18 protein-coding genes are annotated in these 15,275 nt (G+C 71.3%); 10 read left to right on the top strand and 8 right to left on the bottom strand.

Features of this window, described 5'->3' with window-relative positions; all coding sequences use genetic code 11:
- Positions 1-36: 36 nt before the first annotated feature.
- The 5 genes from RIN75_RS05215 (at position 37) to RIN75_RS05235 (ending at position 4,517) form a co-directional block, all read left to right on the top strand.
- Positions 37-1,479: an ankyrin repeat domain-containing protein gene (locus RIN75_RS05215; RefSeq protein ID WP_309110612.1), complete on the top strand. Its 1,443-nt coding sequence runs from the start codon at positions 37-39 to the stop codon at positions 1,477-1,479.
- Between the two features lie 13 nt (positions 1,480-1,492).
- Entirely contained in the window at positions 1,493-1,801 is a 309-nt protein-coding gene (locus RIN75_RS05220; protein ID WP_121219005.1) for a muconolactone Delta-isomerase family protein, read from the top strand.
- A gap of 9 nt (positions 1,802-1,810) precedes the next feature.
- A complete protein-coding gene (locus RIN75_RS05225) occupies positions 1,811-2,506 on the top strand; it encodes an EthD family reductase (RefSeq protein ID WP_309110613.1) in 696 nt (231 codons plus the stop codon).
- Positions 2,507-2,727: 221 nt separating this feature from the next.
- Complete coding sequence (locus RIN75_RS05230) at positions 2,728-3,150, top strand: nuclear transport factor 2 family protein (RefSeq protein WP_309110614.1); 423 nt, start codon at positions 2,728-2,730, stop codon at positions 3,148-3,150.
- Positions 3,151-3,164: 14 nt separating this feature from the next.
- Positions 3,165-4,517 (top strand): FAD-binding oxidoreductase, encoded by a 1,353-nt coding sequence (locus RIN75_RS05235; protein ID WP_309110615.1) that lies wholly within the window; start codon positions 3,165-3,167, stop codon positions 4,515-4,517.
- Between the two features lie 18 nt (positions 4,518-4,535).
- Here the strand turns inward: RIN75_RS05235 and RIN75_RS05240 are convergent, their stop codons facing one another.
- Positions 4,536-5,096, bottom strand: a complete 561-nt coding sequence (locus RIN75_RS05240; RefSeq protein ID WP_309110616.1) for a TetR family transcriptional regulator — start codon at positions 5,094-5,096, stop codon at positions 4,536-4,538.
- Positions 5,097-5,251: 155 nt separating this feature from the next.
- Here RIN75_RS05240 and RIN75_RS05245 point away from each other — a divergent pair, with 155 nt between their 5' ends.
- Complete coding sequence (locus RIN75_RS05245) at positions 5,252-6,493, top strand: MFS transporter (RefSeq protein WP_309110617.1); 1,242 nt, start codon at positions 5,252-5,254, stop codon at positions 6,491-6,493.
- Positions 6,494-6,578: 85 nt separating this feature from the next.
- Positions 6,579-7,439 carry an LLM class F420-dependent oxidoreductase gene (locus RIN75_RS05250; protein ID WP_309110618.1) on the top strand — a complete coding sequence of 287 codons (861 nt, stop codon included), beginning with the start codon at positions 6,579-6,581 and terminating at the stop codon, positions 7,437-7,439.
- A gap of 57 nt (positions 7,440-7,496) precedes the next feature.
- On the opposite strand, the gene RIN75_RS05255 is transcribed toward RIN75_RS05250, so the two are convergent.
- Entirely contained in the window at positions 7,497-7,793 is a 297-nt protein-coding gene (locus tag RIN75_RS05255) for a hypothetical protein (RefSeq protein ID WP_309110619.1), read from the bottom strand.
- A gap of 209 nt (positions 7,794-8,002) precedes the next feature.
- On the opposite strand from RIN75_RS05255, the gene RIN75_RS05260 reads away from it, so the two are divergent.
- From RIN75_RS05260 to RIN75_RS05270, 3 genes are all read left to right on the top strand, one after another.
- On the top strand, positions 8,003-8,797 hold the full coding sequence (locus tag RIN75_RS05260) for an oxidoreductase (protein ID WP_309110620.1): 795 nt from the start codon (positions 8,003-8,005) through the stop codon (positions 8,795-8,797).
- Between the two features lie 164 nt (positions 8,798-8,961).
- On the top strand, positions 8,962-9,576 hold the full coding sequence (locus RIN75_RS05265) for an ATP-dependent Clp protease proteolytic subunit (RefSeq protein WP_309110621.1): 615 nt from the start codon (positions 8,962-8,964) through the stop codon (positions 9,574-9,576).
- Positions 9,573-10,163 (top strand): ATP-dependent Clp protease proteolytic subunit, encoded by a 591-nt coding sequence (locus RIN75_RS05270; RefSeq protein WP_309110622.1) that lies wholly within the window; start codon positions 9,573-9,575, stop codon positions 10,161-10,163. The genes RIN75_RS05265 and RIN75_RS05270 overlap by 4 nt, the downstream gene beginning before the upstream one ends.
- A gap of 49 nt (positions 10,164-10,212) precedes the next feature.
- On the opposite strand, the gene RIN75_RS05275 is transcribed toward RIN75_RS05270, so the two are convergent.
- The 6 genes from RIN75_RS05275 to glgX all read right to left on the bottom strand — a co-directional run bounded on the left by RIN75_RS05275 (position 10,213) and on the right by glgX (position 15,270).
- Positions 10,213-10,572: a helix-turn-helix transcriptional regulator gene (locus tag RIN75_RS05275; RefSeq protein ID WP_309110623.1), complete on the bottom strand. Its 360-nt coding sequence runs from the start codon at positions 10,570-10,572 to the stop codon at positions 10,213-10,215.
- 156 nt (positions 10,573-10,728) lie between these two features.
- The gene (locus RIN75_RS05280; RefSeq protein ID WP_309110624.1) at positions 10,729-11,142 is read right to left on the bottom strand and encodes a heme-binding protein; all 414 of its coding nucleotides are present in this window, start codon (positions 11,140-11,142) and stop codon (positions 10,729-10,731) included.
- Positions 11,143-11,186: 44 nt separating this feature from the next.
- Positions 11,187-12,380 carry a PP2C family protein-serine/threonine phosphatase gene (locus RIN75_RS05285; RefSeq protein ID WP_309110625.1) on the bottom strand — a complete coding sequence of 398 codons (1,194 nt, stop codon included), beginning with the start codon at positions 12,378-12,380 and terminating at the stop codon, positions 11,187-11,189.
- Between the two features lie 13 nt (positions 12,381-12,393).
- A complete protein-coding gene (locus RIN75_RS05290; RefSeq protein WP_309110626.1) occupies positions 12,394-12,915 on the bottom strand; it encodes an ATP-binding protein in 522 nt (173 codons plus the stop codon).
- Positions 12,912-13,226, bottom strand: coding sequence for an STAS domain-containing protein (locus tag RIN75_RS05295; protein ID WP_309110627.1), 315 nt, complete (start codon positions 13,224-13,226; stop codon positions 12,912-12,914). Before RIN75_RS05295 ends, RIN75_RS05290 begins: the two co-directional genes overlap by 4 nt.
- Positions 13,165-15,270, bottom strand: a complete 2,106-nt coding sequence (gene glgX / locus RIN75_RS05300) for a glycogen debranching protein GlgX (RefSeq protein WP_309110628.1) — start codon at positions 15,268-15,270, stop codon at positions 13,165-13,167. The genes RIN75_RS05295 and glgX overlap by 62 nt, the downstream gene beginning before the upstream one ends.
- Positions 15,271-15,275: the final 5 nt, after the last annotated feature.

Raw genomic sequence — 15,275 nt, forward strand, 5'->3', positions numbered from 1 at the left:
GCACGGCGAAACAATCCCGAGCAGTGAGGACCTGCGATGAGCAGTGAGCGAACCCGCCGGGTGGTGGAGAAGTACTTCACCGACCTGGAGCGGGGCGACCTGGACGCGGCGCTGTCGGCGCTGTCCCACACCATCGACTTCGAGCTGCCGGTGGACCGGTGGAACGAGGTCATCCCCTACCTGGGCCGCCACGTGGGGCTGCCCGCCGTGCGCCGGGCGTTCAAGGTGCGCGGCGAGACCACCGAGGTGCTCGACTACGCGCTGCGCGACCTGCGCGCCGAGGGCGACACGGCGTACGCGGTGATCTACACCCGGGCCGCGCACACCCGCACGCGGCAGGAGTTCGAGATCGAGGACGTGCACAAGCTCGTCGTCGACGACAGCGGCCGGATCGTGTCGTGGAAGGTCTACTTCGACCCCAACGGCGAGGTGGCCGCGTTCAACGCCGACCGCGAGGAGCGGCTGGTCGCGGCGTGCTGGGCGGGCGACCGCGAGACCGTGGCGGAACTGCTGCGGTTCGGCGCGGACGTCAACCACCGCGACGGGCGCAGCGGGCTGACCCCGTTGCTGATCGCGGCCGGCCGCGCGGACGCCGAGCTGACCCGGCTGCTGATCGCAGCGGGCGCGGACGTGTTCGACGTCGACAGCGGCGGCGGCGCGACCGCGCTGCACAAGGCGTGCCAGGGCGGCGACCTGGACGTCGTGCGGGCGCTGGTGGAGGCGGGGGCGTTCGTCGACGCCGTCACGCCCAACACCGGCCACACCCCGTTGATGGACGCGGTGTGGTTCAAGCGCCCCGAGATCGCCAAGTACCTGCTGGACCGGGGCGCGTCGCTGAACCTGGGCACGCACTACGGGTTCTCGCTCCAGCAGCACTTCGAGTACGAGCTGAACGTCAACACCATGGGCAAGGACAAGATCCTGCTGGCCCACCAGTACATCCAGGAGCGCCAGGCCGCCGACGAGCGCCGCGCCGCCGACCAGCTGCTGATGGCCGCGGTGACCCAGGGCGACGTCGAGGGCGTGCGCAAGCTCATCGGCGACGGCGCGCCGGTGGACGAGAAGTTCCCGATCGTCAACGGGTTCAACGACGCCCACACCCCGCTGCTGGTGGCCGCCCGCGACGGGCACACCGAGATCGCGCGGCTGCTGCTGGAGGCGGGCGCGGACGTCAACGCGACCGAGCCGACGTTCGGCGCGGTGCCGCTGCACAAGGCGGTCTACAACGGGCACGTCGAGCTGACCCGCCTGATCGCCCGGTGGCCCGGCGTGGACCTGGACTTCCAGGGCGCCACCAACGGCTACACCCCGCTGCACGACGCCCTGTGGCACGGCTACGAGGAGTGCTCGCGGATCGTCATCGAGGCCGGCGCCCGCCTGGACATCGTCGGCCACGACGGCAAGACGCCGCTGGACCTCGCCGTCGACGAGTTCGGCGCCGACCACCCCCTGACCGAGCTGATCCGCTCGAAGTCCTGACAGGAGTGCCGCAATGCTGTTCTACGTCCAGATGAAGTGGAACCACGAGGGGCGCATCACGCTCGACGAGCTGTGGGAGATCGAGCAGGAGGAGGCCGAGCACGCCCAGGAGACGCTGGACTCGGGCTTCGCCGTGGGCCTGTGGAAGGTCGCCGCGCAGAAGCGCGTGATCGGCATCATCGACGCCCCCAACGCCGAGGAGCTGGACCGCACCGCGCTGGGCCGGCTGCCGATGCGGGAGTACCTGGAGTTCGAGGAGGTGTGGCCGCTGCGCGACTACATCGGCTTCGCCGAGGACGTCATCAAGCGCTACAAGGTCTGAGGGAGCGACATGATCCACCAGCTGATCTTCGCCGCGCCCAAGCCGGGCATGACGGTGGAGGAGTTCCAGGACTACTGGGTCAACGTGCACGCGGTCCAGTACGCGAGCAAGATCAAGCAGATCCGCAAGTACATGATCGACACCACGTTCGACTTCGAGCTGGGCAACGGCGACCCGAAGTGGCAGGGCGTCGCCGAGATCTGGCTCAACCCCGAGGACCAGATCCCGTCGTTGCGGAGCGAGGAGTTCCTCCAGGGCGCGCGGCTGGACGAGCCGAACTGGGCGGCGTTCTGGCAGACCCTGGTGCTGGACACCGACGCGCACGAGCTGAAGGCCGGTCCCGCCCTGTACAAGGGGCAGAACTGGGTGAAGCTGATGATCCTGGTCAAGCGCAAGGAAGGCGTGTCGCTGGAGGACTTCCGCGCCTACAGCCTGCACCAGCACGGCGAGCTGGGCCTGAAGCTGCCCGGCCTGCGCCGGTACCTCCAGGGGCACACGGTGGACGGCTGGTACGGCATCGGCGAGCCGACCCTGGACGCGGCCTACCAGCTGTGGTTCGACGACGTGGAGGCGCTGCGCGACGCGCTGGAGTCCCCGGAGTACAAGCAGATGACGGAGGACTACGAGGCTTTCGTCAACCCGCGTTACGTGCACCGCCTGGTGACGCGCGAACACTGGATCATCGGCCCAGAAGCTCGTGCTTGATTGCCTCGGCTCCGCCGAGGCGGCGAGGTCGCCTGAAGTCGGCACGTCGGGCTCGACTTCTCGGTGACCGAAAAGCGTGATCACCGAGAAGTCGAGCCCAACCCACCGACGCGACCTCGCGGTAACCGGCCTCCCGCTCCCACTTCCCCGGAGCGGGATCAGCTCGCGGCCCCGTGCCCACTCCACGCACGGGGCCGCGTCCGTTGTAGAGGAGAGGCGAGATGGCTGACGGCCTGAGCAGGAACGTGCGGACCGTGCACGACTTCCTGCGGCTGTTGGAGGAGAAGGACATCGACTCCTGGATAGAGCTGTGGGCCGAGGGCGCGGACCACTACTACCCGTTCGGCACCAAGATGTTCCCGCACCACATCGTCGGCAAGACCGCGGTGTGGGCGCGGTGGAAGGACACGCCCGGCATGTTCGAGAGCTGGTCCTTCCCGATCACCGAGACGTGGGAGGACGGCGACACCGTCATCGCCCGGTTCGAGGGCGACTGCCTGCTCAAGGGCGGCAAGCGGTACCGCAACACCTACGTCTCGATCTTCAAGTTCACCGAGTCCGGCCAGATCTACGAGTACCACGAGTTCTTCGACCCGATCATCGCCGCCGAGGAGTTCGGGCTGGCGCGGATCGACTACGCGTGAGGGAGGAGAATCTGATGACAGCGACGGCACCGGCGTCCGCGGCGCTCGCGCTGCGGACGGTGGTCACGGGGCACGTGATCGCGGCCGACGACGCCGCCTACGACGGCGCGCGGCGGGTGTGGAACGGCGCCGCGGACCGGTTCCCGGCGGTGATCGTGCGGGCGGAGACCGAGCAGGACGTGGTGCACGCGGTGCGCGCGGCGCGGGAGCACGGCCTGCCGCTGAGCGTGCGGGGCGGCGGGCACGACTGGGCGGGTCGGGCGGTGCGCGACGGCGGCCTGGTGGTCGACCTGACCAAGCTGCGCGACGTCGCGGTCGACCCGGCGTCGTCCGCAGTGGACGCGGCGGGCGGCGCGACGGCGGGCGTGGTGGGCGCGGCGGTGGACCGGTTCGGGCTCACCGCCGTGGTCGGCACGGTGAAGGCGGTCGGCGTGGCCGGGTTGACCATGGGCGGCGGTTACGGCCTCCTGCTGGGCAAGCACGGCATGGCGCTGGACAACCTGGTCAGCGCCCGCGTGGTGCTGGCCGACGGGAGCGTGGTGACGGCGAGCGCGACCGAGGAGCCGGACCTGTTCTGGGCGTTGCGCGGCGGTGGCGGCAACTTCGGCGTCGTCACGCGGGCGACGTACCGGGTGCACCCGTTGCGCTCCATGACCTCCGGAATGGTCCTCTTCGGACTGCCGGAGGCGCGGAAGGTGTTGCGCGGCTACCGAGAGCTGATCGCCGCCGCCCCGGACCAGCTCACCGTCATGACCGGGTTCTTCGCCGGCCCCGACGGCCAGGCGCTGCTGTACCTGCTGCCCGCGTGGAGCGGCGACCCGGCACGCGGCGAGCGGTGGGCGGCGCGGCTGTCGGCGCTGGGCACGCCGGTGTCGGCGCAGGTCGGTCCGATGACCCCGTTCGAGGTGCTGGGGTTGCTGGACGGGGTCGTGGTCGACGGTCGGCACACGCTGGCCGCCAACCGCCAGCTCGCCGAGGTCTCCGACGAGGCCGCCGAGGTCCTGGTGGACGCCGCCGAGCGGATCACCTCGCCGTACTCGGGGGTGTTCGTGCACCACTTCCACGGCGCGGCCTCACGGGTGAACCCGACCGCGACGGCGTTCGGGCTGCGGCGCGACCACAACCTGGTCGAGATCGTCGGCACCTGGGACGCGGGCCTGGACGGCCGGCGGCACCGGGAGTGGGTGGAACGGCTCTCCCGGGACCTGGAGCCGCACGCCCTGCCCGGCGGGTACCCGAACCTGCTCGCGCCCGAGGAGACCGAGCGGGTGCGGCGGGCGTACGGGCCGAACGCGTCCCGGCTGTACGCGCTCAAGCGGCGCTACGACCCGGACCACGTGTTCAGCGCCGTGCCGACGCTGTTCTGACCGGTCGTGGCGGGGGTGTCAGGCCGGCGGCAGGATCGCCTCGGCCAGCGCGCGGGCCTGGTTCGCCGGCCCGCGCAACCCCTGCACCGAGGCGTTGACGCCCTCCATGATCAGCACGAGCTGGTCGGCGAGCGCCTCCGGGTCCGGCACGCCCATCCGCGCGGTCAGCTCGCCCATGCGCTCCCGCACCCAGGACTTCGCGGCCACGGCCCGGCGGTGCGCGGGCAGGTGGTCGTCGGGGAACTCGGCCAGGGCCATCAGGAACGCGCAGCCCCGGCACTGGTCGGGGCCGATGCGCTCGTTGAGCGTGTCGAACACGGCCAGGACCTGCGCGCGCGGGTCGGGGCCGGCGCCGCGCACGGCGGCGGTGAACCACGCGCGGGTCTCCTGGTCGGCGCGCTCGACGTAGGCGGCGATCAGCTCGTCCTTGTCGGCGAACAGCCGGTACAGCGTGGTCGGGGCGACGCCCGCCGCCTCGGCGACGCGGTCCACGCCGGTGGCGCGGATGCCGTGCCAGTAGAACAGGTCGTGCGCCACCCGCAGCACGTGCTCGCGGGTTTCGGCGGAGGCACGCGGCATGTCGGACACCCCCTTGCTCGGTCGAACCGACTGTATTACGGTTGGCCGCAAAATGATAGGGATCGTTCCCTAACGCCTGACGACGCCGTCGGGTGCCACCACCCGGCGGCCGACCCGGGTCGCGACGAGGAAGAGACACTTCGAGGAAGGTGCACATGAGTACAGACCTGCGACCCGGACTGAGCCGGTCGCGAACCAACCTGGCGCTGGCGGCGCTGTTCCTGGCCGCCTTCATCATGGGCAGCGCCGAGCTGATCGTGGTCGGCATCCTGAACCTGATCGCGGACGACATGGGCGTCTCGATCAGCGCGGCGGGCAGCCTGGTCACCGCCTACGCGCTGGGCATCTCCATCGGCGGCCCGGTGCTGACCGCGGTCACCATCAAGTTCGCGCGCAAGCAGTTGCTCCAGCTGTCGCTCGCGGCTTACATCCTCGGCAACGTGATCGCGGTGGTGGCCACCAGCTTCGGGCTGCTGCTGTTCGCCCGCGTGCTGACCGGTTCGCTGCACGGCCTGTTCATCGGCGTCGCGTTCGCGGTCGGCGCGGGCATGATGCCGCCGGACAAGATGGGCCGCGCGATCTCGTTCGTGTTCGGCGGTGTGGCGGTGTCCACCGCGCTGGGCGTCCCGCTGGGCACGCTCATCGGGCAGAGCTGGGGCTGGGAGGCCTCGTTCATCGCGATCATCGTCACCGGCGTGCTGACCCTGGTGCTGGCGCTCGCGGTGATCCCCACCGTGCCGAACTCCGGCGTCGGCGGGTTCGGCGCGCAGGCCAAGCACGCCTTGGCGCCCAAGGTGCTGGCGCTGCTGGGCCTGGGCTTCCTGATCATGGGCGGCCAGTTCTCCGGCCTGACCTACCTCCAGCCGTTCCTGGCCGACGTCACCGGCATCTCCGGCGGCACGATCAGCGTGTTCCTGCTGGTGTACGGCATCGCCAACGCGGTCGGCACGTTCCTGGGCGGCGCGGCGGCGGACAAGAACGCCGGCGGCACGATCATCGTCGGCGGCATCGTGCTGGTGGCCGCGCTGCTCGCGCTGTACTTCGGCGGCTCGAACCCGGTCGTCGCGGCGATCGCGCTGGGCGTGTGGGGCGTCGTCGGCTTCGGCATCGTCCCGTCGATCCAGTACCGCGTGGTCGCCCTGGCCGGACCGGGCCGCGACTTCGCCGCCACCCTGCCCGCGTCCGCGATCACCGCGGGCATCGCGGCGGGCGCGCTCATCGGCGGCGGCGCGGTGGCCGCGTCCGGCGCCGAGGGTGCGGTGCTGACGTCGCTGGTGATCTGCGCGGTGGGCGTGGTGGCCGCGTGGGCGACCAGCTTCCTCAAGCCCGACCCCGAACCCGAGACCGGCTCCCCGGAGCCCGCGGTGGTGGAGGAGACGGCGTCCTCGACCGGCTGACGCCGGGGCCGCTTCACACCACGGGCGCGACAGCGGGCATCCCCCGACCGCTGTCGCGCCCCCATTACGTCGGGAGAGTTCGAAGATGCGAATCGGAGCGATCTTCCCGCAGACGGAGATCGGCAACGACCCGGCCGACATCCGCGGCTGGGCGCGGTCGGTCGAGGAACTCGGCTACACGCACGCGATGGCGTTCGACCACGTCCTCGGCGCGGGCGTGGACACGCGGCCGGGGTGGCGCGGGTACACCAGCGAGACGCCGTTCCACGAGGTGTTCGTGCTGTTCGGCTACCTGGCCGCGGTGACCACGTCGTTGGAGCTGATGACCGGCGTGCTCGTGCTGCCGCAGCGGCAGACCGCGCTGGTGGCCAAGCAGGCGGCCGAGGTCGACGTGCTCAGCGGCGGGCGGTTGCGGCTGGGTGTCGGGATCGGCTGGAACCCGGTCGAGTACGAGGCGTTGAACGAGGAGTTCGCCGGGCGCGGGGCGCGCAGCGCCGAGCAGGTCGAGGTGCTGCAGCGGCTGTGGGCGTCGGACAAGGTGACCTTCGCGGGGAAGTGGCACCGGATCGACAACGCCGGCATCAACCCGCGGCCCGCGGCTGGACGGATCCCGGTGTGGTTCGGCGGGCACGCGGAGCAGGTGCTGCGCCGGGCGGGTGTTCTGGGCGACGGCTGGCTGCCGCACCGACCGCCGGACGCGACGGCGGCGGAGATGGTCGAGCGGGTCCGGGGTTACGCGGCGGCGGCCGGGCGGGACCCGTCGGAGCTGGGTTTCGAACCCCGATTGACGCTGTCGGAGGTGCCCGAGCGCGAGTGGGCGTCGTACGTGGGCAGGTGGATCGCGCTGGGGGCGACCCACCTGAGCGTGAACACGATGGGGCTCGGGCTGCGGTCGGCGGACGACCACGTGTCCGTGCTGCGGGACGTCATGAAAGTGCTCGGGTAGCAAAGAAAAGCCCCCGCTCGCGTGTTTCGTCGCGAGCGGGGGCTTTTCGTCGTCGCCTCAGTGCTCGACAAGCGTGTAGCTACCCGGCTGGACGGTGGACAGGTCGATCGCGGCGAGGAACTCCTGGGTCTCCGGGGCGCCGTAGAACGACGAGATGACCGCCTGGGCGGCGAGCTGGTCGGTCCAGGTGACGACGATCAGCCACTCGCCGTCGTTGCTGACCGCCGAGCGCCGGGACAGGAAGCCGTGCTTGGGCTCCATGAACTCGCGCTGCATCCGGATGTTGATCTCACGGAACTTCTCCACGTCGAAGCCGTCGACCAATTTGAACCTGATGGTCTCGACAATAGCCATGAGCGGGCGCACCTTTTCTCTCCGGGACATCCCTACTCCGCCACGCTAGCCCGCCTGACCAGCCCTCCAGAACCTTGTGCGGTTATGTCGAGAACACTCCGTAAACAGCACGAAGTACTGCCCGAACCCCTTTCACGCCTTCAGGTTCCGCCCCCTTGCGAATTAGTCTCGAATTCCAGGGAATTCCGCGTTCAGACCGAGGAGAAGGCATGGATCTGCATCTGTCGGGCCGGGTGGCGGTGGTGACCGGGGCGAGCCGCGGCATCGGCCTGGCCGTGACGAGGGCGCTGGCCGAGGAGGGTGCGTCGGTGGTCGCCGGTTCGCGCACGCTCTCGCCGGGCCTGCTGGCCGTGGCCGACAGCTTCAGCGGCCGGGTCCGCACGGTGAACGTCGACCTGTCGGACCAGAGCGGGGCGGACAGACTGGTCTCCGCGGCCGTGCAGACGTTCGGCGGGGTGGACGTCGTGGTGAACAACGTGGGCGGTGTGCGGCCCCGGATGGGCGGCTTCCTGTCCATCACCGACGAGGACTGGAACTGGGGCCTGGACGTCAACCTGATGACCGCCGTCCGCACCACCCGCGCCGCCCTGCCGCACCTGGAGCGCCGGGGCGGGGGCAACATCGTCAACGTCAGCACGGTGATGTCGTTCCTGGCCGACCCGGACGTCTACGACTACACGGCGGGCAAGGCCGCGCTGAGCAACTTCACCAAGGCCCTGTCGAAGGAGGTCGGCCCGAAGGGCATCCGCGTCAACACCGTCTCCCCCGGCCCCGTGGACACCGACATGTGGACCCGCGAGGACGGCATCGCCCCCACCGTCGTCCGCGCGGTGGGCGTGGACCAGGACGCCTTCCTGAAGGAAATGGCCGGCCGCATGGTGACGGGCCGCTTCACCAAGCCGGAGGAGGTCGCCGACCTGGTCCTGTTCCTCGCCAGCGACCGAGCGGCCAACGTCCACGGCGCGGACTTCTTCATCGACGGCGGCATGATCACGACGATGTGACCCCCGCGGCTGACGGCGGGAGGCCGGCCTCACCCGCCCAGGAGGCTGCGACCAGCCGACCTCCCGCCGAGCGCGCAGTCCACTGTGGAGTGTGCGCTCTGAGCTGATCCGCTCACAGCAGAGAAAGCGGCGGTTTGGGCCGCGCGGGCGGCATCGTCGGAGGCATGACCACCACCGAGAAGCAGCCGATGTTCGACCACCGGCTCCGCGAGCGCTTCCTCGCGCAGCGCGTCCTGGTCCTCGACGGGCCGCTGGACGACGACAACGGGACCGTGCTCGCCACCCAGATGCTGTCCCTCGCCGGCGAGGACCCCGGCAAGGACATCGCGCTGTGGATCCACTCGCCCGGCGGGTCCGTCCCCTCCATGCTCGCCATCCGCGACGTCATGCGGCTCATCCCGTGCGACGTCGCCACCCTCGCGCTCGGGCTGGCGTGCAGCGCGGGCCAGTTCCTGCTGTCCGCGGGCACGCCGGGCAAGCGGTTCGCGCTGCCGCACGCGCGGATCCTGATGCACCAGGGGTCGGCCGGCATCAGCGGGTCGGCGGTGGAGGTCCAGGTGCAGGCGGACGACCTGCGGCACACGCGGGACACCGTGCTCGGGCTCATCGCGCAGGACACCGGCCAGCCCATCGACCGGATCTTCGCCGACTCCCTGCACGACCGCTGGTTCACCACCGAGCAGGCCCTCGAGTACGGCTTCATCGACCACGTCGTCGACAGCCTCGACCAGGTCCTGCCCGTCCGCACCCGCGAGATCGGCCTGGGGGTCCGCGCATGAGCACCTACACCATCCCCAACGTGATCACGCGCAGCGTCAACGGCGAGCGCATCATGGACGTCTACTCGCACCTGCTGTCCGAGCGCATCATCTACCTCGGCACCGCGATCGACTCCGGCGTCGCCAACGCGCTCATCGCCCAACTCCTCTACCTCGAAGCGGACAACCCGGACCGCGAGATCAACCTCTACATCAACAACGAGGGCGGCGACCCGTCCGCGATGCTCGCCCTCTACGACACCATGCGCTACATCAAGGCCCCGGTCGCCACCACGTGCATCGGCCAGGCCGTCGCGACCGGCGCGGTGCTGCTGGCGGCGGGTCGGGCCGGGAAGCGGTTCGTGCTGCCGCACACCAGGGTCGTCCTGCACCAGCCGGCGGCGCAGGGCCGGGGCACGATCCCGGACCTGATCCTCCAGGCCGACGAGGTGATCCGGGTGCGCACCCAGCTCGAAGAGATCCTGTCCCGGCACACCGGCCGCGACGTCGAGCAGCTTCGCCACGACACCGACCGGGACCGGGTGTTCGACGCGGCCGGCGCCGTCGCCTACGGGCTCGCCGACCACGTCCTGGACCACCGGACCTGAGGCGGGACCTGCCGCGGTGGTACGGCCCGGTGGCGGATCAAGCGGCGGATCAGGCGGCCATGAGCACGGGTCCGGCGGGACGGCGGCCCGTGCTGCGCCGCATGTCCCCCGCGATGCCGATGAGCAGGTCGGACAGGTCCACGCCGAGGGCGCCGGTGACGGCGGCGATCATCTCGCTCGACGGCTCCTTGCGCCCGCGCTCGATCTCCGACAGGTACTGCGGCGAGATCCCGGCCCGTTCGGCGACGTCGACCAGGCGCCCACCCTGCTCCTCCCGGGCCGCCCGCAGGCTCCGCCCAAGCAGATGGCGCCACAACGGCTCCGGACCGCGGTCGGAGGCCGGCGTCCGGTCGGACGGGGGGTTGGGTGTGCGGGAGCGGTCGCGGTTGAACGGGAGGATGTCCGCCATGCCGTCATCGTGACACCGGCACACCACCCGGTGGACGGCGATTCCGCTGCAAGCAGAACAGAATCCGGGCCGGGACGGGTGCGGCGCGTGCACCCGCCCCGGCCCGGAGCCCCGAAGGCCGCGAGACCGCGCGGCCGTCAACCCGGAGCGAGACCGTCAGACGGCTTCGGTGACCAGGGAAGCCAGAGCCGCCTTGGCGATGGGCTCGTCCTCACCGCCCGTGCCGCCGGACACGCCGATCGCCCCGATCACCGCGCCGTCCCGCACGATCGGCACCCCACCCGGCACCACGGTCACACCGGACTGCGTCGACAGACCCGCGAGCAGCGCCGGGTTCCCGGCCAGGAACTCGCCCAGACCGCCGGTGTCGAAGCCCAGGCCGGCGGCCGTGACGGCCTTGCCGGTGGCCAGCGACAGGGTCAGGAACGTGGCGCCGTCCGCGCGCGCCGACGCCTTGGTGTGACCGCCCTCGTCGACGACCGCGATCGCCGCCTGGACGCCCAACTGCTCCGCGTGCTCCACCGCCGCGTCCAGCAGGCGGCGGGCGTCCCGGAGGGAGAGTGTGCTCACGTTCGCTCCTCGATCCTCAGTGCCGTTGATCGCGGAGCCTAGCGTTAGGGAACTATCCCTAACAACCCTCGCCGGAGCCCGAACATCGTGATGTCGTCGGACTGCTCCGCCCCCTCCACGTGCCGCCGCAACGCGTCGTCCACCGCGTCCAGCAGTTCCTCGGCCGACCGGCGCGGACCCAGCGCGCGCAGCATCGCCGCCGTCCCGAACCGCGCGCCCGCGACGTCCCGCGCCTCCACCACCCCGTCGGTGTAGGCGAACAGGGCGTCGCCGGGGTTGAGGAACGCGCGGGCGGGCGCGTACTCGCTGTCCGCCGACAGGCCCAGGGCCGGACCGGTCGGGCGCAGCAGCGCGCGGGTGCCGTCGGCGCGGACCACGACGGGCGGGTTGTGGCCGCAGTTGAGGTAGACCAGACCGCCGGACAGCGGGTCCAGGACGCCGAAGAACACCGTGGCGAAGTACCCCTGTTTGAGGTGGTGGCCGACCAGGTAGCGGTTGGTGTCGACGACGGACTGCACCAGCGGGCCGGTGCCGAAGGCGAGCCTGGGTGACAGGTCGGAGCCGCCGGCGAGGGTGGCGGGGGTGTGCTCGGCGTTGTGCCGCAAGAGGGTCCGGATCAGCGCCATGAACAGGGCCGCGCCGATCCCCTTGTCGCACACGTCCGCGACCACGAAGCCGAGGCGACGGCCGTCGAGCAGCTCGAAGACGTCGTAGAAGTCGCCGGACACCATGCGGGCGGGGCGGAAGCGGGCGGACAGCTCCCAGCCCGGCGGTTTGGGCAGGACGTCGGGCAGGAAGCCGGCCTGGAGTTCGTGCGCCACGTACAGGTCCCGCTCGTACTCGCGGACGGTCTCCTCGACGGCCCTCTGCTCGCCGCGCGCGGTGAGTCGGCCGCGTTCCCAGGCGGAGACGATCCGGCCGCGCAGCAGGACCGGCGAGTACGGCGGCGCCACGAACTCGAAGCCGGCCCGGACGCAGGCTTCCAACGCCCCCAGGTCGCCGTCCGCGAACACCATCGCGCCCGGTGCGCCCGCCTCGCGCGCCCGCCGGCTGAGCAGGGCGACCCTGGGCAGGCCGAGGGAGGCGGCGAGCAGCACGACGTCCGGCCGGCCGAGGTCGTCCGCGACGTCGGCGGGCTGGGCTTCGGTGACGTGGAAGCCCGCCGCGGCAAGGCCTTCGAGCAGGTCGGGGCGGGTATCGCCGACGACCAGGACTTCCCGGGTCGCCCGCTCGGCCACCGAGAGCCGCACCTCAGCCCCCGGTCCCGCGGCGGCCTCCGGCCCCCGGTTCCATTGTCCCACCAGGCACCGACAATTCGGCCGATGCGTCGGGCACCGACAATTCGGCCGTTCCATCCGGGACCGACGATTCGGGGTTTCCACCAGGCACCGACAATTCGCGGTGGATGACCAGGGTGGTGCGGTTGCGGTTGGCGGTGCGTTCGTAGTGCAGCTCGTCCACGCCCGAGTGGGCCAGGAACAGGCCCAGGCCGCCCGGCTCGCGCTCGTGCGGGTCGGTCAGCACCACCTCCGGGTCGTACGTGCGCGGGTCGAAGGGAGGTGCGTTGTCCTCCACCACGACCCACACGCGGGTGTCGTCCAAGCCGCCGCACAGAGACACCGTGTCGACGCCGCCGTGGGTCACCGCGTTGGTCGCGATCTCGTCGGAGGCCAGGCGCAACCGGTAGGCCCTCGCCCGGTCCAGGCCGGCGCGGGCCGCGAGGTCGCGGACCAGTGCCGCGACCCGCGGGCCCACCGGGTCGGCCGGGGTCACACCGGCTCCTGCATCACCACGCTGCGGTCGAAGCCGGTCAGCCGGATCGTCTCGGCCACCTCCGGCTGCGCGCCGACCAGCACGATCTCGACGCCCCGGCCCAACCGCTGGTGCGCGAACACCAGGCTGCGCAACCCCGCCGACGACAGGTAGGTCAGCTCGTCCATCAACAGCACCAACCTCTTCAACGGCTGCGCGGACACCTCCGCGATCACGCGGTTGAGCTGCCCGGCCGACTTCGCCGCCAACTCACCGCGCAGCCGGACCGTCGCCGTCCCGTCCCACACGTGGCTCTTCGCCTCGAACGCCATCCCCGTTCACCCCTTCCCTAGTTGCCGTCAGCACGACCACCGACCGCGGCCCCAGCCACACCGAGGACCCGACCGGCGGCTCCTGTCCCGGCTCGTGCACGACACCGGCCCCGGTGTCGGCGAACAACCGCCACTCCCCGTCCGGCAGCACGACGTCCACGCCCTCCCAGTGCGCGTTGGCCGCCACGTACACCCGGTCGTCACCGCAGCACAGCTCGGCCGCCAGCAGCCGACTCCCGCCCGACCAGTCCGGCCGCTCGGGCGCCACCCCGTGCCACACCACGTCACGCCCGCCCGCGAGGTGACCACGCCTGCGCAGCGCCGGGTGCGCGGCCCGGAACGCGATGGCGCGCCGGGTGAACTCGACCAGCGAGTCGTTGCGCTCGACCAGGTCCCAGTCGAACCAGGACAGCTCCGAGTCGTGGCAGTAGGCGTTGTTGTTGCCGCGCTGGGTGCGCCCGGCCTCGTCGCCGGCCAGCAGCATCGGCACGCCCTGGCTGGTCAGCAGCAACAGCAACGCGTTGCGCACCTGCCGGTCCCGCAGCGCGAGCACGTCCACGCGGTCGGTCGGGCCTTCGACACCGCAGTTCCACGAGTGGTTGCCGTCGTCGCCGTCGCGACCGCCCTCGCCGTTGGCTTCGTTGTGCTTCTCGTTGTAGGACACCAGGTCCGCCAACGTGAACCCGTCGTGCGCGGTGACGAAGTTGATCGACGCGGCGGGCTCGCGGTCGCCGTAGAGGTCGGGCGAGCCGACGAACCGGGTCGCCAGCTCCCCCACCACCCCGCTGTCGCCCTTGATGAACCGCCGCAGCACGTCCCGGTAGCGGCCGTTCCACTCCGCGAAGCGCCGGTAGCCGGGGAACGTGCCGACCTGGTAGAGCCCGGCCGCGTCCCACGCCTCGGCGATGAGCTTGCAGTCGCGCAACACCGGGTCGTTGGCCAGCGCCTCCACCAGCGGCGGGTCGGCCAGCACCCGGCCGTCCGGGCCGCGGGAGAGGATCGCGGCCAGGTCGAAGCGGAAGCCGTCGACGTGGTACTCCGACGCCCAGTAGCGCAGGCAGTCCAGCACGAAGCCGCGCACCACGGGGTCGTTGCAGTCGACGGTGTTGCCGGTGCCGCTGAAGTTGTAGTAGCCGCCGTCCGGCGTGAGCATGTAGAACGTGCGGTTGTCCAGGCCGCGGAACGAGATCGTGGGTCCGTGCTCGTTGCCCTCGGCGGTGTGGTTGAACACCACGTCCAGCACGACCTCGATGCCCGCCCGGTGCAGCTGCTTGACCAGGTCCTTCAGCTCGTGCACGGCCGAAGGACCGGCGGCGAAGGACTGCTTGGGCGCGAAGAACCCGACCGTGCTGTAGCCCCAGTAGTTGTACCACCAGGTGTCGGTCTCGGGGTCGTGGCGGGAGTTGGTGAACTCGTCGAACTCGAACACCGGCATCAGCTCGACGCAGTTCACCCCCAACCGCTTGAGGTACGGGATCTTCTCCGCCAGCCCCGCGTACGTCCCGGGGTGCGCGACGCCGGAGTTCGGGTGGCGGGTGAACCCGCGCGCGTGCGCCTCGTAGACCACGAGGTCTTCCTGCGCGATGCCGGGCCGCCGGTCGCCCGCCCAGTCGAACTCGTCGCGCACCACCCGCGAGCGCCACGGCGTCGGCCCGTACCGCACCGGCCGCGACCCCCAGACCTCCGCGCCCGCCAACGCCTTCGCGTACGGGTCGGCGATCACCACGGACGGGTCGAACCGGTGCCCCGCGGCCGGGTCGTACGGCCCGTCCACGCGGTAGCCGTACTCGACCTCGTCGGGGTCGATGCCCAGCACGGTGATCGCCCACGCCCCGCCGACCCGGTAGTCCTGCGGGATCGGCAGTTCCGCCATCGGCTCGGACACCCCGCGCGGGAACAGCACCAGGGTCACCGCGGTGGCGTGGTTGGACGGCACGGCGAAGTTGACCCCGCCGGGGACCGGGGTGGCGCCGAACGGCAGCGGCCGGCCGGCGCGCACCTCGAACCCCGAGTTCCACCGCGTCGGCAGCTCCACAGTGGACACCGCGA

Source organism: Saccharothrix sp. (assembly GCF_031180885.1).
In the GTDB taxonomy this organism is placed as follows: Bacteria; Actinomycetota; Actinomycetes; order Mycobacteriales; family Pseudonocardiaceae; genus Actinosynnema.